This is a genomic window from Lutibacter agarilyticus (assembly GCF_900188235.1).
Lineage (GTDB): Bacteria > Bacteroidota > Bacteroidia > Flavobacteriales > Flavobacteriaceae > Lutibacter > Lutibacter agarilyticus.
The window spans coordinates 22138-39720 of sequence record NZ_FZNT01000009.1; the positions used below are offsets into that span (position 1 = coordinate 22138).

A 17583-nucleotide genomic window follows, 5' to 3' on the forward strand; every position below is an offset into this window, starting at 1 on the left:
ATTTAATTATTTCAGTAATTAACTTCATTGTAACTTATTAGGGGTATTGTGCTTTTAGATCCCATTTTTTTTACCAAATCTCTATGGAATATTTTTTTAAGGATATTCTTTTTTTCTCTTTCAAGCATCGCCAATAAATCAGCGTTTGCTTCCTCTAAATAGGCTTTTAAAACATCATAGGTGTCTTCATAAAACAGCAAATCAAATTCTAATTTTTCATAGGTAACTTTTTGTTTTAGAAGTTCTTTAAACCACTCCATTTCTTGTAAGCCATGGGTTTCTTTTTTTGAAGAAACATGTACCACTTTAATAGTCGCATTGAAAATTTTGGCAATTTGAGATAGTTTAAAAATGGCACTAATATCTTCTTCCTCAAAATCTGTTGCGTACACAATAGTTTCCAATTTCTGCAACTTGGTATGTTTTGGAATAATAAGCACCGGGCAAGGTGCTTTTTCAATCAATTGTTTAATAGTGTTACCAGTTAAAAGTTCTTCAAGAGCGCTTTTACCTTTTGCACCAGTAACTATTATTGATGCATTAATCTCTTTCACTTTTGAAATAATTCCTTTAGCAACATTTTTATGTTCAACAGCGCTCATTTTTAGCTGGGTAGTTTTGTAGTTACTTCCTAAATGAGTTTCACAAAACTGTTTTAATTTCTTGTTTTTTTGTTCAAGAGTTTCTTTAAAAGGCAATAAATAAGTTTCATTTAAATCCGAACTTAAGGTAGAAGTATCAAAAACATGAATCACATACAAACTGGCATTCATTTTTAAGCATAGTGTATGCGCGTATTTCAATGCTTCAATCGCATTTTCTGAAAAATCAGTGGCGTGCAAAATAGTTTTCATTTAATAATAATTTTAAATTACTAAAAGAGGTTTGTTAAAGTTAAAAATCAATGTTCTTACCGTAAATGATATCTCTCATTATGGGTTGATTTCTAAATGACTGTAGTCATTTTTTTCAAAAGACGTGTTTTATACATTTATAAGAGTTAATAAACACTTCAATTATGGGTTGTTGGTGTTATTAAATAATAAATGAAATATTCTCTATATAAATTGTAAAATGAGCGATTTTAGAAACAGGCCTAACGGAAATTACATTTATAGTGCAAATTGGCATGAATTATATGTGCTTACTGAACATTGGAAATCAGATTTGATGTTTTACAAAGATGACTTGATGTTTTTAGATAAGCTTATTGATACACATGTGCTGTGGATTTCAAAGGAAGAAGATTTGGAACAGGTACGTGCCATTGAAAAAAGTATTGTTGAAACAAATAACAAATGTATCATCTTATTGGAACGCGTTCAACTGCATTTAACCCATTTAGCGAATTTAATAGACAATCCTTTTACGTACGATGCCCAAAAATTTAGAAATGAACACCAGCAATTAGAAGATGATTTTACGGCATTTTTAAAAATATTTAGAACCAATAGAAAAGAAGTTTTTGAAATAACAGAATATCTTATTGAAAGTGATAAATTAATTAGACTATTGACTAAAAATAGTTGATCAAAAGGGGCTCTTTTTTTCAACTAAAAACAGCTACGTATTATGAAAAAGTGGAGGTGGATTGTATTTGGAGTTTTATGTATTTCTGCAATTGTATATTTCAAAGTTAAACCAGCTTTAAAAGTAAAAAATTTAGAGTTTACATATACTTTTTTAGAAAAAGGAACTATAGAATCTATGGTATCAAGCACTGGTACTTTAGAGGCCATAAATACGGTTGAAGTGGGTACTCAAATCTCAGGAACAATTAAAAAAATATATGTAGATTATAACGACAAAGTTACTGCAGGGCAACTTTTGGCAGAAATGGATTTAAAATTATTGAAGACTAATTTAAGCAGCGCACAAGCAAATTTAGCCGTTAGTTTAGCGCAGCTCAATTATGCAAAGGATGAACTTGAACGGGACAAAAAACTATTTAAACTAGGAGTAATTTCAGATAAGGAATTTCAAAATTCAAAATACAATTTTGAACAAGCTGAAAGTGCTCATAAAGCAGCATTGGCAGCTGTAAAAAATATTGATGTTTCTATAGGATATGCACATATTACTTCGCCAATAAACGGTACAATTACTGAAAGAAGTGTTGAAGAGGGGCAAACTGTAGCGGCTTCTTTTGCAACTCCAACCATGTTTATCATCGCTGAAGATTTGTCTAAAATGCAAATTTTAGCTGATGTTGATGAAAGCGATATAGGATATATTAAAAATGGAATGAAAGCTCGCTTTACGGTTCAAACCTATCCTAAAAAAGAGTTTTATGGGCAAGTAAGTCAAATTAGAATGCAGCCCATAAAAATAAATAATGTAGTAAATTATCAGGTGGTTATTGATGTTGATAATAAAGAAAAATTACTACTTCCAGGAATGACAACAAGTATAGAGTTTATTATTAATGTTGCTAACAACGTACTGCTTATTAACAATTCAGCATTGCGGTTTAGACCTAATGAAGTTATGTTAAATGAAATGAAAACTAGACTATTAGCTGACGGAAAAGCGTTTTTACCAGATTCTATTCAATCAAATTTTATGAAAGGAATTGAGAATGAAGAATTGTATACACCTGCAACTTTCAAAAAAAAATTACCTCCAAAGATTGATGGTTTTTTTATGAAGAGTGACAAAGGAAAATTGGAATTTAAATTTATTGAAATAGGGATAAAAACAGGATTGCAGTCTGAAATAAAAAGTTTTTTAGATGCTATTCCTTTAGAAGAGGGCACAAAAGTAATTAATGGTATAAAATCAAAAGAATGACAGCTAAAAAAGTCATAGAAACCAAAAATTTAAGTCGTGTTTTTAAAAATGGCGATATTGAAGTTTATGCGCTTACCAATGTTAATATTTCAATAGAAGAGGGTGAATTTGTAGCCATTATGGGTGCTTCAGGCTCTGGGAAATCTACGCTGTTAAATATTTTAGGGTGTTTAGATAAACCTACTTCTGGAGACTATTATTTGGATGGAATTCATGTAAACAAATTAAATAAGAATGAATTGGCAGCGGTTAGAAACCAAAAAATTGGATTTATTTTTCAAAGTTATAATTTATTATCTCGCACTTCAGCCATTGAAAATGTTGAATTGCCACTAATTTATAATAGAACAGGGAAATTTACCAACCCCAAAAAACTGGCGGAAAAAGCGTTGGAACAAGTTGGTTTAAAAAGTAGAATTTATCATAAAACAAATGAGCTTTCGGGAGGTGAGCAACAGCGTGTAGCAATTGCAAGAGCTTTGGTAAACGATCCTGCACTTATTCTATCAGACGAAGCTACAGGGAATTTGGATAGTAAAACAAGCATTGATGTAGCTGATTTGTTTGTAAAATTAAACAATGAAGGAAAAACGATATTAATGATTACTCATGAACATGATATTGCTCAGTTTGCAAAACGCATCATTTATTTAAGAGATGGATCTGTGTTAACTGATGAACTTATAAAAAACAGAAGCACCAAGGAAAGTGCTTTAAAAGAGTTAGCATTAACAACATAATTAACACTAACAATGCAACAGTTTTTTAAAACTTTTAAGGTAGCCTTTCAGGCAATTAATAAAAACCGATCACGTAGTTTACTTACCGTGTTAGGAATTATTATTGGTGTAGCCGCTGTAATTATGACTATTTCTGCAGGTGAAGGAGCTACGTTAGAAGTTCAAAAACAAATATCTGGTTTAGGAACAAATTTATTAATGATTTATACAAAAACCGAGCATAGAGCCGGCGCTCATGTAAGAATGGGAAAACCGGTAAATAAAAAAGATTTTGATATGTTACAACATAACGCTGTTTGGATTTCAAAATTATCGCCTTTAATTGTAGACGTAGCCCAAGCTATTGGTCCTAATGGCTATAAGTCCATAGCAATTTATGGCGTTTCCGATCAATATTTTGATATTTTGAGTAGGGATTTAGCTTCAGGTGAATTTTTTAAAGAAGAAGAAGTAACAACAGCAGGTAAAGTATGTGTAATAGGTAAAACGTTGAAAGACGAATTGTTTTCAGATTTAGATCCTATTGGTAGGCAAATTAGAATAGATAAAATCCCATTTACAGTAATTGGTTTACTAAAAGAAGAAGGGAAAGGAGCCATGGGACAAGATCAAGACGATATTATTTTGGCACCCTACACCACCATTCAAAATAGATTGCACGGACATAGAAGAGGGTATGATATTATTATGGCAAGTGCCATAAATGAAGATCATATTATTGATGCTGAAATTGAAGCTACTGAGTTAATGCGGGAATCTCACAAAATTTTAGAAGGCGAAGAAGATGATTTTGAAATTACAACTCAAATAGAATTACAAGAAATTACGGGGAATGTTACGGGCATTTTAACCATTCTATTAGGTGCTATTGCTAGTATTTCATTAATAGTAGGTGGCATAGGTATTATGAATATTATGTTGGTTTCGGTAACCGAAAGAACACGGGAAATTGGAACCCGTTTAGCTATTGGGGCAAGAGAAAGTGATATTTTAACCCAGTTTTTAATTGAAGCAATTGTATTGAGTTTAGCAGGTGGTGTTTTAGGAGTTGTTTTAGGCATTGCAGGAAATCAAATAATTTATAAACTCACCAATTTTTTTATTCCAACAGCGCTGTATTCAATTTTAATTGGTTTTGGTTTTGCCGCCCTGGTGGGCATTGCATTTGGGTATTTTCCTGCCAGAAAAGCCGCAAAATTAAACCCTATAGATGCCTTGAGATATGAATAATAATTTCAAAAATGAAAAAACAAGACAAGTTATATAGTACAAATTCTTCAGAAGAAAAGCAAACACAAGCTCCTTCTCCAAAAGGTTTTAAAATGTATTGGTTGTACTTGTTGTTTTTAGGGTTCATGATTTTTTTTATGTTTTTCGGACAAACATTTAATACAAAAGAAATTGGCTGGATAGAGTTTGAGCAAACAATGTTACATACCCATGATGTTGAAAAAATTATAGTTGTAAATAAAGAAATTGCGGAGGTATTTATTAAAAGTGAAAAACTAAAAGATCCTAAATATCAAAATATTCCGAAGGGTAAATTTATTTCAAACACATCTCCACATTATATCATTTCAATAGGTTCTGTTGATAGTTTTGAAAATAAATTGCAGCAAGCTCAAAAGGATTTTTCACCATCAGAATTAGTTGATGTACGCTATGTAAATAGAACTAATTGGTGGAGTACTATTGTTTGGATACTTCCATTCGGACTCTTAATTTTATTTTGGATGTATCTGTTTCGAGGCTTGGGAAAATCAACTATGGGAGGTGCTGTTTTTAACTTTGGAAAATCAACAGCAAAATTGCTAGATAAGGATACTAAAAGCACTGTAACTTTTAAAGATGTAGCAGGTTTAAAAGAAGCTAAAAAAGAGGTCGAAGAAATTGTTGATTTTTTAAAAAATCCTGCTACTTATACCAAGCTTGGAGCAAAAATTCCAAAAGGGGTAATGTTGGTAGGTCCTACCGGAACAGGTAAAACATTAATGGCTAAAGCAGTTGCAGGTGAAGCCAATGTTCCTTTTTTTTCTTTATCTGGTTCAGAATTTGTTGAAATGTTTGTGGGTGTTGGAGCCTCAAGGGTTCGAGATTTATTTAAACAAGCAAAACAAAAAGCGCCAAGCATTATTTTTATTGATGAAATTGATGCTGTTGGCCGTTCACGTAGTAAATTAAATTCCTTTCAATCTAATGATGAAAGAGAGAATACCTTAAACCAGCTTTTAACAGAACTTGATGGCTTTGGAACCAATACTGGCGTTATTGTTTTAGCAGCAACCAACAGAGCTGATATTTTAGACAAAGCCTTATTGAGACCAGGAAGATTTGATCGTCATATTTATTTAGAATTACCAAATAAACAGGAGCGCATAGAAATATATGAAGTTCATTTAAAACCCATAAAAAAAGCAAAGGATGTTGATGTTCAATTACTAGCATCTTTAAGTCCGGGGTTTTCTGGAGCAGATATCGCCAATATTTGTAATGAAGCAGCTTTAATAGCTGCACGTAAAAAACAGCAAGCAGTTTTTCAAGAAGATTTTATGGAAGCCAGAGATCGTGTGGTTGGTGGTTTGGAACGGCGAGGTAAAATTATTTCACCTAAAGAAAAGAAAATTGTAGCGTATCATGAGGCTGGTCATGCCATAGCGAGTTGGTATTTAAAAAATGTAGATTCCCTTGTAAAAGTTTCAATTATTCCTAGAGGAAAATCTTTGGGAGGTGCTTGGTACCTTCCTGAAGAGCACCAAATTATCACCAAATCACAATTTACGGATCAGCTTTGTGCTTCTTTGGGAGGAAGAGCAGCCGAAGAAATTATTTTTAAGGAAGCTTCTTCGGGCGCATTAGACGATTTGGAAAAAGTAACAAAACAGGCGTATACAATGGTAGCTTATTATGGTTTAAATACAAAAATGGGCCCCATGAGTTTTTACGATTCTACTGGTGAGAATGAGCGTTTTTTAGGAAAACCTTACAGCGAAAAGATGGCTGAGCTTATTGATAAGGAGGTGCAGGATTTAATAAATTTAAGCTATGAGAAGGTGTCTAAATTATTAATAACCCACCAAAAAGAGCTTGAAGTTCTTGCTAAATTATTGTTGAAGAAAGAAGTAGTATACTTAGAAGATCTTGAACAAATATTAGGGGAAAGAATCAATGAAACGCCTATAAATATAGCTGATTAAAGTATTGAAATAATAACTTAAAAATTAAATATCATGAAAAAAGAACTTATTTTTAATTCAGACTTACATTTTGAACATAAACTTTGGAGACGTGAACTTTTCTTTTGGGAAGATGAATTAAAATCGTTTCAAAATAGGTTGAAAGAACTTGTAAAACGTTGGGATGATAAAGAAATGTTAGCTCAATTAGAACATTATCAAAATCAATTTATGATACAGGAAAATGCAATTGATAAATTGCAAGATCATATCAATGTTCACGAAACAATTATTGCGAATTCAAGTAAAAAAGGAAAAGATGTGTTAGATATTAGCCTGGTGAAAATGCACGTAGAATTTAGAAATAAAATGGAGGTTCAGCGGCATATTTACAGAGACCTTAAAGATGAGTTTTTCAAATTTCTTACTAAATATATGTAAGTAATAAACACATTCAATTTTAATTGATTGATATGAATCATTTTACTTTTGAATATTTCATTTTAAATTAGTGTATAATTTAAATAACTGCAAAAATGAAAGACATATTAATTCCTACAGACTTTTCAGAAAATTCATGGAATGCAATTGAGTATGCACTTCATTTTTTTAAAGATATACCTTGTAATTTTTATTTGCTTCATGTAACATTAATTAAGCATTATGGTGCAAGCGAATTTCCATTATTTCTTTCAGGTGATGTTGTAGATGTTGTATTGGAAAAGCAAGGGGAAATAGCCTTAAAAAATGTATTGAAAAAAATTAAGAAACACTATCCCAATCCTCTTCATAATTTCCAACTGATAAATACTTATAATTTGTTTATACATTCAGTAAAAGAAGTTATAAAAGAAAAAGGTATTGATTTAGTTGTTATGGGGACAAAAGGTGCGTCAGGTTTAAGTGAAATAATAGTTGGGAGTAATACGGGGGATTTAATAACCCAAGTAGAATGTCCAGTTCTTGTAGTGCCTGAAAAAGGAGTTTTTAAAATTCCTGAGGAAATTGCTTTTCCTACAGATTATAATATTTTTTATCCTACCGCTATTTTAAATGAAATAGATAAGCTTTCGGCAATGTTCAATGCTTCAATTAGAATTTTATACATTCAAAAAAAGGAGGAGCATTTAACAAAATTTCAATTGGAGAATAAAGCGTATTTACACGATTTTTTTTTCGATAAAAAGCATAGTTTTCATAAAATTATAAATAAAAAAATTGAGGCTGGTGTGCAGTGCTTTCTAGAGAGTAGAAATATCGACTTAATTGTGATGGTTGCTAAAAATATAAATCTTTTCCAGCGTATATTGTTTAGACCCACTATTGAAGAGATTAGTTATCATACTGATGTTCCTTTTTTAGTGTTGCATGAACCTAATTTATAAGCTGTAGAAAATAGTTTCATTTTTTTTACCATTTTAAGTTTTAATGATAAATGATCATAACAAATTTTTAAAGATTATTAAAAGAAGATAATATCAGCTGTGTTTTTCAGTGTTAAAAGGACAAGATTAGTAGTTAGCTATCTAAACGAATTCAATTATGAGGTAGCTTACTTAGGCTAATTCATGCAGTATTTCTAAAACTTCGTTATCACTAACTTGATTGAAATTTTCATAAAATTGTCCTACAGCATTGAAATTAGCAGGTGTTAGTAAACAAATGATATTGGTTACTGATGTTAAACTTTTAATCCTTCTAATTGCATTTTTTGGAGCAACAGGCAATGCCACAATAATTTTCGAAGGGTTTTCCTTTTCAATAAGTTGAATACTTGATATTAATGTATTTCCAGTGGCAACACCATCATCAACAACAATTATTATTTTATTGTTAAAAGTTTTGGGTTTAGCATCACCATAATACCATTGCTGTCTTTTTTGTAATAATTGTTTAACGCGTTGTGTTTCTTCTTCAATATATGTTTTGGAAACACCTTGAATATTGTCTGTAATAACACTATTTTTTAAGGTTACTGCCCCAATTGCATATTCTTTATTTATAGGATGTCCAATTTTTTTTGAGAGTACAATTTCTAAAGGTACATTTAATTTTTCAGCAATTGCAGCTCCAACAGGAACACCGCCTCTTGGAATGGCCACAATTAAAACATCTTTATGATTACTATACTTTGTTAGTTGTTTTGCTAGTAAGTTTCCTGCCTCAGTTCTATTTGTAAACATAATTACTTATTTTAGATAGTTATTAAACCATTCAATAGTTAGATTTGCAACCATTTCTAATTTTCCAGGTTCAGAGAATAAATGTGACGCACCATCAATGATTTTAAGTTCACATGTCCCTTTAATTTTTGCTTTTGCGAGTTTATTTAAATCAATTACAATACCATCATTACCACCAACAATTAAAAGGCTAGGAATATTTACATTGCTTAAAATATCAGATGCCAAGTCTGGTCTTCCTCCTCTAGAAACGATGGCTTTTACTGTTTTATTTAGTTTCTCAGCAGCACAAAATGCTGATGCTGCGCCTGTACTAGCACCAAAATAACCAATTGGTAATTGTTTTTGTTGAAGGTTGTTTTGAACCCATTTAGTTACCTTTATAAGTCGTTCGGTAAGCAATTTAATATTAAACCTATTTTCATAAATAGCATCTTCCTTTGGTGTTAACAAATCAAAAAGTAAACTTGAAAATCCTTTATTCAAAAGTAAATCTGCAACATAATTATTTCTTACACTCAACCTACTACTTCCGCTTCCATGAGAAAATATGATAATTCCTTTTCCTTCATCAGCCATTCTTAAATTACCTTTTAAAATAATGGCGTCTAGCTTTATTTCAACGTCTTTATACGTTTTTTGAATAGTGTTCATAATTAGCTATTTAAATTAAGAACTCTTCAAATATTAAAGATTTTAATTCTTTAGGAAGTTCGGTTCTAATATCTTTTAGCTCACCATGTGAAATGTATTTTCGCAACACTAAAAATGTTGTTTTTATTTGTTTTGTAGTTTCCTCATCTGAGCCAAAATCATTTACAGCTGTAACACCATCAAACCTGTTTATTAAGTCGATAAATTCAATCAGGCTTTTAACCCGTTGTTTTTTATGACTAGACCATCCGTTTACATAAACGGCTTTTAAAAACATTGGTAACTGAGCGATAAATTGTAATGATTCTTCTGTTGAAATAACTTCTCTTAAACCATGTAATATAGCAGATAGCATACGGCCTGCTTTATTTTTATCTTCAATATTTAATTTTTCAGCATACTCTTTCATAAAAGTATTTGCATCGGCTGCGTATTGGTTGAAATTTAGTGCCATGAGTTTTTTTAATTAAAATTTATAAATGTCCCATTTTTGATCTTTCTTTTTAACAGCAATTACATTGGGGGCAATAAATTTTGAATAAAAAACAGGTGGTTTTTTAGGGGAATCATTATTTCTTGGGTTTTCCAAATATTTAATAATTTCACCTTTAGGACTTATAATGAATTCTTCAATTTTGGAAGAAACAATATTCTTTTTTAGAACTTCATTATACCCAATAATATCTTTTGAAGTTAAAATAACAATGGCATAACCATTTTCAAAATTTGTAGCATTTAAATACATTGGTTCAATAACTACATTTCCTTTTTTATCTATAAAACCAAAGTAATAAGTTTTGTCAATTAATTTTTTAATCAAACATCTCTTATTTTTGAAAACTGGATATGATGAGATAATTCCTTTAGAAGAAGGGATATCTGTTAAAACAAAATCGCTTCTAAAGTCAATAACTAATGTGCCATTTTTATCAATAAATCCCCATTGATTTCCTTTTTTTACTGCTGCAATATCTCCTTGAAAAGGCGTAGCTTCATCAATGTCATTAAAAATTTGTGCAAATGAAACAACATGAAGTTGTAAGCAAATAACGATGATTATAAAACGTTTCATGATGTAATTTATTTTATACACTAAAGCTATTAATACTATAAATTTTACAAAATGATATTGCTCAGTATTGCAAAAAATAAATTGATTGAATAGTATCCTTTGTGAAAATTAAACGTAAATGTTTGAGATTAATCATTTTATATTGTTCATAATTTGATTTAATTTCAAGTGAATAAATAACTTGTATTATGGATCCAATAGTTTCTTATAAAGCTTTTCAAATTAACAAGAGTTATAGTGATGTTGTTTATGATTCTTCAATCTGGATTTCAGATTTTAATTTCATTAAAAATGAATTGTTTTTTTTAAAAACAGTCATAAAATCGAACGCGTTTAAAGCAACAATTCCTAATTTATTTGAGAGACTTCAACTATTAGTTAAAGATATTAATAGGTTAAATGAAGACGTTAATTTAATTAAAGAAAAAATTGAAAAGTATAAGTATAAAGTCACTGAAACTATAAATAGTGATGTTTTTAGTTTTAGTGAAGATTATTTTGAGGGTTATAAAAGTTTAGGAAAAGAAATTTTTGAGTTTGATCAAAAATATAAAAATTTCAAGATGCATCTTTATGAATTTTTAATTGAGATTTTTTAATTAAAGTACTCAAAATGATGTACATCATTTTGAGTACTTTAATTCCGTTTTACCTTTAATACAACTAAAAATGAATTATCCATCATAAAAATAAAAGTTTGTAATTAATAAAATTTTTCATTGCAATTTTTAGTAGATAATTTATTTGATTCAGATAATATTTTAACCATTTAAATTTCTGTAAAATGAAAAGTAAAATTCTTAAAGATTGGCAAAATAGAGAGAAAAGCATTGAAGAATTACACAATGATTCTATAGTATGGATTTCAGAAATAAATTTTATAAGAGATGAAATACGTTTTTTAGAGCACTTACTAAAAGATAATTATATTGATTGTTTATCAGCCGGTTTGTATAAAAAAATAGAAACATTAGTCAATCAAATGTCTTTTGAAAGAGTTGCTGGGAAAACACTTGAAATTGTTATTAAAGAACAGGAAGCTGTTTTATCAAATTTAATTAAAACGAATAGCGTTTTAAGCAATAAAAATTATTTAGATAATCATCGGAAATTAGAATTTGAGATGGATTCCTTTGCTGCAAAATACAAACGAATTAAAAAGGAAATTTTTGAAATTATTGAAAATGTGATGAAACAAAAAGAACAAAAAAAATTGCTTAGTTAATTAAGGGGATTTCTTATGCGTTTTAGTAAGGTTTTTTATATCTATGATAACTTACCTAGAACTATTTGGAGTTATTGTATTTATTAGAGTATTCGTTATAACTATTTAAACAAAGGCACTAGTTTATCACATCAGAAGAATTTGTAGCATATAGTTGGATTAACTAGGGAATAGTACATTTGTGTTTTATTAAGCCCTAAAAATATATTAAAATATTTTGTAGCAGCTAAGTTTAAAGCGTTTTTATTATTGCCGAAAAAAAGCCGTAAACGAAAAACAATTTATTTGAAACCTATTAAAATTATGCCTTAAGTTTAAAAAAACAATTTGGCTAATAAGGTAAATGTTTGAATAGAAAAAGAATTATGTATATTCACAAAACTAAATTCAAACTAACTTTATAACTATTTAATATGAAATCATTTTTTTTAGCCTTAGCATTCATAGTTACTTGCTCAACAATAAATGCCCAATACAACGTAGAATCGTATAAATATAAAATTGCCTTTACAACCACCGAAAAACTAGATAGGTACGAAACTGAAGCTGAAACCGTATTGGGATACGAAAACAACGACTATGCTGTGGATATTGAAATATTTCCTTTGAGCGAGCAATCATCAGAATTTATAGCATCTCAAAAATACGGTGCAGTTTACACAGCTGAAGCTCTTAGTTTAGAAGATGCTAAGCTAGGAGGGCGAGTAGATAATATTCCGGGAGCTTATTATGCAATTGCTTATGATAATTATGATGGTGAACGTAGTATTGTTTATGTAATAGCGGCACTTAATAAAAAGCTTGGGATTTCATATGAAGCTACAATTTACTGTTATAACAACAATTCAGAAGAAGGTAAAAGAATAGCAAAAAGTTTTAGATTGTTAGATTAATAATGGTAAACAAATGAGTTGTCAGTAAAAACTATCAATCATAGATTTTTAATATGAACTTCACTATATTTATAATTATTTCAGTATCAATTGGTTTTGTAATATTCAAATGGAACCGTAGAAATAATTCAAAATGGGTTTTACCAAAAGAATCTTTTCCAACCGATTGGAGAATTATATTATTTAACAATGTATCTTTTTACAATGCTTTATCTGAGGATGAAAAGAAGAAGTTTGAATACAAAATTCAAGAGTTTTTATTGAATTGCAGAATCACAGGTATAAAAACGAATATTGATGCTACAGATAAAATTTTGGTGGCTTCTAGTGGTGTTATTCCCATATTTAAATTTGATAATTGGAAATACGCAAATCTTTATGAAGTATTAATTTATCCATCAACGTTTAATGAAGAATATGAAATAGAAGGCTCTAATAGAAGGGTTTTAGGAATGGTTGGAAACGGAGCGATGGAAGGTATTATGATATTGTCTCAGCAAGCTCTAAAACACGGATTTAAGAATGAGTCTGACAAGAAGAATACAGCAATACATGAGTTTGTTCATTTAATAGATAAAACAGGAGGTCCAATTGATGGAATCCCTTCGGTATTAATGGAAAAGCAATATGCAATTCCGTGGTTAGATTTGATAAATAAAAAGATTGATGAAATATATGAAGGAGCATCAGACATCAATCCGTATGGAGGAACAAATAGAGCTGAATTTTTCTCGGTTGCAAGTGAATATTTTTTTGAACGACCAAAGTTACTTGAAAGAAAACACCCAGATTTATATAACCTTTTAGAGAAGGTATTTAAACAAGATATGTCCTCCAGAAATTTAAGTAAAAGTAAAGTAACTATTGGACGTAATAGCCCTTGCCCTTGTAATAGTGGTAATAAATACAAAAAGTGTTGCGGACAGGTACACTTTAATTAAATTAGTCTATAGTATTGTAGTAAATTACGCCGATGCTATAAATTACTTTCATAGATGTTGAAAGTAATTAGTATTAAATACAGTTTATTTTTAAGAATCTTCAATTTAAGTAAGAGTTTTTCCAATCAATATCTAACCAATATGAGATAAATTATAGTTTACGTATTAAATAAAATCTATTTTAGATTTAAAATAAATTGTAATTTTTATTTGTATATATAAGCTAAAAAAACCACTTCCACCCAGGAAGTGGTTTTTTGCTAAGTATGTATCGTAAAATTATTTTACAATTAATTTTCGTGTAGCTATTTTTTCTTCTTCTTCAACTTTTACTAAATATAAACCCGTTGTTAAATTTGAAATATCAATTGTTTGATTTGACTTTACTTTTTTGGAGTAAACTAGCTCGCCATTCACTGAGAATATTTCAATATTTTTTTCTACACCATTAGCTGAGCTAATTATAAACGCTCTATTGGTAACGGGATTTGGGTATAATGCAAAACCTTCAATTTGGTTCTCTACAATTCCAGCTACAGCAGCAGCATAAGAGGCTGTTGGAAAAGGGGTGGCTGCAGAAGCGTTTGATGTTTGATTGTCAAAGGCGTTTATACCGCTAAAAGTCCAATTTCCTACTTCAAAAGTACTTCCGTCAGGAGCTGTTTTATTAACTCTATAAGCCCATCCATCTAAATACTCCCAATCTTTTCCGGAACCATCGGTGTTAATGTCTCCAAAAACATCTACAACAACACCGTTTTTAAATAACTCTATAGCATCATCACCATTAATTGCCATTGCGCCTGAAGTATAATTAGGACTGAATCCGAAAAAAATATTGAAATAAGTAGCTTCTGAAGCAACATAAATAAAGTCACCAGCACTTGCTGTAGCATTTGGAAAAGTAAATTCCTCTCCATCTGTTCCTCCGCCATTATTAGCAGCGCCAAGTCCATAAATACTTAAATCTGCTATGTCGTTAGAAACATAAAGTTCTACACCTTTTGGTGTTCCACCTGTTAAAGAACCGTCAAATACCCCTGTAATAATTAAATTACTTTGCCCAAAAGAGGCAAATGAAATTACAGATAATAATAAAAAAGTAATGTTTTTTTTCATAATAATTTATTTTTTGATTAAATTCAAAAATAAGCTAAAATATAGAATAAAAAAATGAAATATTTAATAAAATTTAGTTTTAGGTGTGAAATAAATATTGTTTTCGGGGTTGTTTAATATTTTGTGCAAAAAATATATAAAATGGAGAATTAACGATTGTAATTAAAATTAGGATTGTTTTATGAATTTGTAAAATTATATGAGGGTATTTAAATCAGATTCACAAAAATGCCATATATCTTTTTAATATGTTCTCTCTGATACAACCAACAAATATTCGTCATATCAAAAAAAAACCAAAATTACATGAATTTTAGTTTTACTCTTCAATAAAACCTTAACCTGGGTTAAGAATAAATAGCACATACTACTACGACCTATTGTAAAGTGAATCTCTAATTTAACTTGGTAGAATAAATGATGATAATTGATTTTTTGGAGCTGTAATTGAGCATATTACCAATTTTTGGCTTGTTAGCATAATTTTACTCTTTTTATTTAGACTTAAATACGATTGTAAACCATCTACTTTTTGAGGGAATGTTTTATGGAGAATTTTAACCACATAAAACACAAAATAGTAAGGGCAATGGGGATTATAAATTACGAATGATTACTTTTGCTTTGAATTCAGAATAACAATAAGCTAGAGGAAATTAGCTAAACTAAATTTTAATTCAAAGTATATGTCTAACAAACCATTTCAATTTAAAGAATTTACCATTCAACAAGATAATACAGCAATGAAAGTAGGAACTGACGGAGTTTTACTAGGAGCTTGGGTAGCATTAAAATCGTCATATTTTAGTGTGTTAGATATAGGGGCAGGAACCGGATTAATTGCTTTAATGTTGGCGCAAAAAAGCAATGCTGAAGTAATTGATGCTATTGAATTGAATGACGAAGCTTACGAACAAACTGTAGCAAATTTTGAACAAAGTAATTGGGGCGATCGTTTATTTTGCTACCATGCATCATTGCAAGAATTTATTGAAGAAATTGATGATGAATACGATTTAATAATTTCTAATCCGCCATTTTATACTTCAACCTATAAAAATATTTCCGAAGAAAGAGCGATGGCGCGCCATACAGAAAGTCTAAGCTATTTTGAATTGTTAGAAGGTACTTCAAAATTATTGTCAGAGATTGGAAGTTGTGCTTTTATAATTCCTTTTTCAGAAGAAGAAAACTTTATTGAAATAGCTGAATCTTATAAGCTATTTCCAAACAGGATTACAAGAGTAAAAGGAGCCAAGCACACTGCTATAAAAAGAAGTTTATTGCAATTTTCATTTGTTAAAACAGAAATCGAAATCTCAGAACTTACTATTGAAATTGAGCGTCATAAATACACGCAAGATTATATTGATTTGGTAAAAGATTATTATATAAAAATGTAATGTTTAACTAGCTATAATTTCAGGATTGTATCCTAAATACGGCACTTTTTTTTCAGTAAAAACAATGCCGTTTTCTTTAAGCTCTTCTAAAATAGGTTCATATACTTCTTTTTTAATTGGAATTTGAACACCTGGTTTTTTAATTTCACCATTCAATATTTTTAAAGTTGCAATGGCAACTGGCAATCCAACGGTTTTTGCCATAGCAGTGTACACTTGGTCGTCACCAATACACACCATACTACTTACAATTTGTTTTTTTTCGCCATTTAATTCATAACCAAACAAATGCTGCATTACAATCATATCCTTGTCACCTTCATTTAAGGTCCAAGTCTCTTTTAATATTTTTTCTAAAATTTGAGCAGGTGTCGCATTTTTTAGCCCTACCATTTTAGTTGAGCTAAAAATATCAAGTTCTAATAGTTTTTCCCAAATAATATCGTCTTGATCAATTTTCAAGTAATGGCGCAGTTTTAATTCAACAGAATCACTTGGGCTATAAGCTAAAAATGAGTTGGTAAAATCACGGTAGCTCATATTTTCAGAATCCTCAATAGTATAGCTATCATCCGTCATACCAAGTTGAACAAAAATATTCCAAGCTCTTGAAAATCCAACTTTGCGAATAGTACCACGGTATAAGGTTAAAATATCATTTAAACCATAAACATTTTTATATTTTAAAGAATCTCTATTGGCATAACCTTCAAATTTTCCATAACCATCAATGGTTAATATTTCAGTGCGTCTAAATAATTTGTGGTACGGAATGTATTTGTATTTTCCTTCTTGTAAAAACTTTGAAGCACCACCTTGACCGGCCAATACCACATTTCTAGGATTCCAAGTAAATTTATAGTTCCATAAATTATGATCGCTTTCAGGAGCTACCAACCCTCCGCAAAACGATTCAAATAATAAGATTTTACCACCTTTTTCTTTAATTGCATCCAGCACCTTCATAGCACTCATGTGGTCAATACCAGGATCTAAACCAATTTCATTCATAAAAATGAGCTTCTTTTTAGTTGCTTCAGCATGCAACGCTTTCATTTCGTTTGAAATGTAAGAAGCGGAAACCATATTTTTATTAAATTTTAGGCAGTCTTTGGCAACATTTAAATGCAAGTGAGCGGGTAACATAGAAACTACAATATCAGCTTTCTGAATGGTTTTTTCTCGTTCTGTCTTGTTTGAAATATCAAGCGTAATAGCAGTGCCGTTTTTATGATTTTTAATTTTACTTTCAGCAACTACTAAAGAAACATCAGCAACGGTAATATGTAAATTCTCAACAACAGATTTATTTAGTAAATATGTTATTAATGATGAAGAAGATTTTCCCGCGCCAATAACCAAAATATTTCTCATAATTATAAAATTTCAG

The 17583-nt window shown here is 30.0% G+C and carries 19 protein-coding genes; 12 read left to right on the forward strand and 7 right to left on the reverse strand.

Annotation, left to right across the window (positions count from 1 at the left end; all coding sequences use genetic code 11):
• Positions 1 to 11 precede the first annotated feature (11 nt).
• Positions 12 to 854, reverse strand: a complete 843-nt coding sequence (locus CHB67_RS14125; RefSeq protein ID WP_089382444.1) for a universal stress protein — start codon at positions 852 to 854, stop codon at positions 12 to 14.
• A gap of 220 nt (positions 855 to 1074) precedes the next feature.
• On the opposite strand from CHB67_RS14125, the gene CHB67_RS14130 reads away from it, so the two are divergent.
• From CHB67_RS14130 to CHB67_RS14160, 7 genes are all read left to right on the forward strand, one after another.
• Positions 1075 to 1530, forward strand: coding sequence for a hypothetical protein (locus CHB67_RS14130; RefSeq protein WP_089382445.1), 456 nt, complete (start codon positions 1075 to 1077; stop codon positions 1528 to 1530).
• 42 nt (positions 1531 to 1572) lie between these two features.
• The gene (locus tag CHB67_RS14135; RefSeq protein WP_089382446.1) at positions 1573 to 2790 is read left to right on the forward strand and encodes an efflux RND transporter periplasmic adaptor subunit; all 1218 of its coding nucleotides are present in this window, start codon (positions 1573 to 1575) and stop codon (positions 2788 to 2790) included.
• On the forward strand, positions 2787 to 3530 hold the full coding sequence (locus CHB67_RS14140; protein WP_089382447.1) for an ABC transporter ATP-binding protein: 744 nt from the start codon (positions 2787 to 2789) through the stop codon (positions 3528 to 3530). The genes CHB67_RS14135 and CHB67_RS14140 overlap by 4 nt, the downstream gene beginning before the upstream one ends.
• Before the next feature lie 12 nt (positions 3531 to 3542).
• Positions 3543 to 4760: an ABC transporter permease gene (locus tag CHB67_RS14145; protein ID WP_089382448.1), complete on the forward strand. Its 1218-nt coding sequence runs from the start codon at positions 3543 to 3545 to the stop codon at positions 4758 to 4760.
• Between the two features lie 11 nt (positions 4761 to 4771).
• On the forward strand, positions 4772 to 6724 hold the full coding sequence (gene ftsH / locus CHB67_RS14150) for an ATP-dependent zinc metalloprotease FtsH (RefSeq protein WP_089382449.1): 1953 nt from the start codon (positions 4772 to 4774) through the stop codon (positions 6722 to 6724).
• Positions 6725 to 6757: 33 nt separating this feature from the next.
• On the forward strand, positions 6758 to 7144 hold the full coding sequence (locus CHB67_RS14155; RefSeq protein ID WP_089382450.1) for a hypothetical protein: 387 nt from the start codon (positions 6758 to 6760) through the stop codon (positions 7142 to 7144).
• Positions 7145 to 7239: 95 nt separating this feature from the next.
• Positions 7240 to 8088 carry a universal stress protein gene (locus CHB67_RS14160; RefSeq protein WP_089382451.1) on the forward strand — a complete coding sequence of 283 codons (849 nt, stop codon included), beginning with the start codon at positions 7240 to 7242 and terminating at the stop codon, positions 8086 to 8088.
• 171 nt (positions 8089 to 8259) lie between these two features.
• Here the strand turns inward: CHB67_RS14160 and CHB67_RS14165 are convergent, their stop codons facing one another.
• Genes CHB67_RS14165 through CHB67_RS14180 form a run of 4 tightly spaced genes read right to left on the reverse strand, consistent with a single transcriptional unit; the run spans position 8260 to position 10612 of the window.
• Positions 8260 to 8886 (reverse strand): phosphoribosyltransferase, encoded by a 627-nt coding sequence (locus tag CHB67_RS14165; RefSeq protein ID WP_089382452.1) that lies wholly within the window; start codon positions 8884 to 8886, stop codon positions 8260 to 8262.
• A gap of 6 nt (positions 8887 to 8892) precedes the next feature.
• Positions 8893 to 9540, reverse strand: coding sequence for a dienelactone hydrolase family protein (locus tag CHB67_RS14170; RefSeq protein ID WP_089382453.1), 648 nt, complete (start codon positions 9538 to 9540; stop codon positions 8893 to 8895).
• Positions 9541 to 9550: 10 nt separating this feature from the next.
• A complete protein-coding gene (locus CHB67_RS14175) occupies positions 9551 to 9994 on the reverse strand; it encodes a DUF2267 domain-containing protein (RefSeq protein WP_089382454.1) in 444 nt (147 codons plus the stop codon).
• Positions 9995 to 10006: 12 nt separating this feature from the next.
• Entirely contained in the window at positions 10007 to 10612 is a 606-nt protein-coding gene (locus tag CHB67_RS14180; protein ID WP_089382455.1) for a WG repeat-containing protein, read from the reverse strand.
• Between the two features lie 188 nt (positions 10613 to 10800).
• Between CHB67_RS14180 and CHB67_RS14185 the strand changes: the two genes are divergently transcribed.
• The 4 genes from CHB67_RS14185 (at position 10801) to CHB67_RS14200 (ending at position 13671) form a co-directional block, all read left to right on the forward strand.
• Positions 10801 to 11211: a hypothetical protein gene (locus CHB67_RS14185; RefSeq protein ID WP_089382456.1), complete on the forward strand. Its 411-nt coding sequence runs from the start codon at positions 10801 to 10803 to the stop codon at positions 11209 to 11211.
• A 185-nt stretch (positions 11212 to 11396) separates the two neighbouring features.
• Positions 11397 to 11837 (forward strand): hypothetical protein, encoded by a 441-nt coding sequence (locus CHB67_RS14190; protein WP_089382457.1) that lies wholly within the window; start codon positions 11397 to 11399, stop codon positions 11835 to 11837.
• Between the two features lie 413 nt (positions 11838 to 12250).
• On the forward strand, positions 12251 to 12730 hold the full coding sequence (locus CHB67_RS14195) for a hypothetical protein (protein WP_089382458.1): 480 nt from the start codon (positions 12251 to 12253) through the stop codon (positions 12728 to 12730).
• A 53-nt stretch (positions 12731 to 12783) separates the two neighbouring features.
• Positions 12784 to 13671: a M90 family metallopeptidase gene (locus tag CHB67_RS14200; protein ID WP_089382459.1), complete on the forward strand. Its 888-nt coding sequence runs from the start codon at positions 12784 to 12786 to the stop codon at positions 13669 to 13671.
• Between the two features lie 279 nt (positions 13672 to 13950).
• On the opposite strand, the gene CHB67_RS14205 is transcribed toward CHB67_RS14200, so the two are convergent.
• On the reverse strand, positions 13951 to 14790 hold the full coding sequence (locus tag CHB67_RS14205; RefSeq protein WP_089382460.1) for a T9SS type A sorting domain-containing protein: 840 nt from the start codon (positions 14788 to 14790) through the stop codon (positions 13951 to 13953).
• Between the two features lie 686 nt (positions 14791 to 15476).
• Here CHB67_RS14205 and CHB67_RS14210 point away from each other — a divergent pair.
• The gene (locus CHB67_RS14210; protein ID WP_089382461.1) at positions 15477 to 16193 is read left to right on the forward strand and encodes a tRNA1(Val) (adenine(37)-N6)-methyltransferase; all 717 of its coding nucleotides are present in this window, start codon (positions 15477 to 15479) and stop codon (positions 16191 to 16193) included.
• Between the two features lie 3 nt (positions 16194 to 16196).
• Here CHB67_RS14210 and CHB67_RS14215 read toward each other — a convergent pair whose 3' ends face one another.
• Positions 16197 to 17567, reverse strand: a complete 1371-nt coding sequence (locus CHB67_RS14215) for a saccharopine dehydrogenase family protein (protein WP_089382462.1) — start codon at positions 17565 to 17567, stop codon at positions 16197 to 16199.
• Positions 17568 to 17583: the final 16 nt, after the last annotated feature.

Excerpts from the sequence above, each read along its gene's own strand:
- CHB67_RS14125 (WP_089382444.1), bottom strand. The coding sequence starts at position 854 with ATGAAAACTATTTTGCACGCCACTGATTTTTCAGAAAATGCGATTGAA.
- CHB67_RS14130 (WP_089382445.1), top strand. The coding sequence starts at position 1,075 with ATGAGCGATTTTAGAAACAGGCCTAACGGAAATTACATTTATAGTGCA.
- CHB67_RS14135 (WP_089382446.1), top strand. The coding sequence starts at position 1,573 with ATGAAAAAGTGGAGGTGGATTGTATTTGGAGTTTTATGTATTTCTGCA.
- CHB67_RS14140 (WP_089382447.1), top strand. The coding sequence starts at position 2,787 with ATGACAGCTAAAAAAGTCATAGAAACCAAAAATTTAAGTCGTGTTTTT.
- CHB67_RS14145 (WP_089382448.1), top strand. The coding sequence starts at position 3,543 with ATGCAACAGTTTTTTAAAACTTTTAAGGTAGCCTTTCAGGCAATTAAT.
- ftsH (WP_089382449.1), top strand. The coding sequence starts at position 4,772 with ATGAAAAAACAAGACAAGTTATATAGTACAAATTCTTCAGAAGAAAAG.
- CHB67_RS14155 (WP_089382450.1), top strand. The coding sequence starts at position 6,758 with ATGAAAAAAGAACTTATTTTTAATTCAGACTTACATTTTGAACATAAA.
- CHB67_RS14160 (WP_089382451.1), top strand. The coding sequence starts at position 7,240 with ATGAAAGACATATTAATTCCTACAGACTTTTCAGAAAATTCATGGAAT.
- CHB67_RS14165 (WP_089382452.1), bottom strand. The coding sequence starts at position 8,886 with ATGTTTACAAATAGAACTGAGGCAGGAAACTTACTAGCAAAACAACTA.
- CHB67_RS14170 (WP_089382453.1), bottom strand. The coding sequence starts at position 9,540 with ATGAACACTATTCAAAAAACGTATAAAGACGTTGAAATAAAGCTAGAC.
- CHB67_RS14175 (WP_089382454.1), bottom strand. The coding sequence starts at position 9,994 with ATGGCACTAAATTTCAACCAATACGCAGCCGATGCAAATACTTTTATG.
- CHB67_RS14180 (WP_089382455.1), bottom strand. The coding sequence starts at position 10,612 with ATGAAACGTTTTATAATCATCGTTATTTGCTTACAACTTCATGTTGTT.
- CHB67_RS14185 (WP_089382456.1), top strand. The coding sequence starts at position 10,801 with ATGGATCCAATAGTTTCTTATAAAGCTTTTCAAATTAACAAGAGTTAT.
- CHB67_RS14190 (WP_089382457.1), top strand. The coding sequence starts at position 11,397 with ATGAAAAGTAAAATTCTTAAAGATTGGCAAAATAGAGAGAAAAGCATT.
- CHB67_RS14195 (WP_089382458.1), top strand. The coding sequence starts at position 12,251 with ATGAAATCATTTTTTTTAGCCTTAGCATTCATAGTTACTTGCTCAACA.
- CHB67_RS14200 (WP_089382459.1), top strand. The coding sequence starts at position 12,784 with ATGAACTTCACTATATTTATAATTATTTCAGTATCAATTGGTTTTGTA.
- CHB67_RS14205 (WP_089382460.1), bottom strand. The coding sequence starts at position 14,790 with ATGAAAAAAAACATTACTTTTTTATTATTATCTGTAATTTCATTTGCC.
- CHB67_RS14210 (WP_089382461.1), top strand. The coding sequence starts at position 15,477 with ATGTCTAACAAACCATTTCAATTTAAAGAATTTACCATTCAACAAGAT.
- CHB67_RS14215 (WP_089382462.1), bottom strand. The coding sequence starts at position 17,567 with ATGAGAAATATTTTGGTTATTGGCGCGGGAAAATCTTCTTCATCATTA.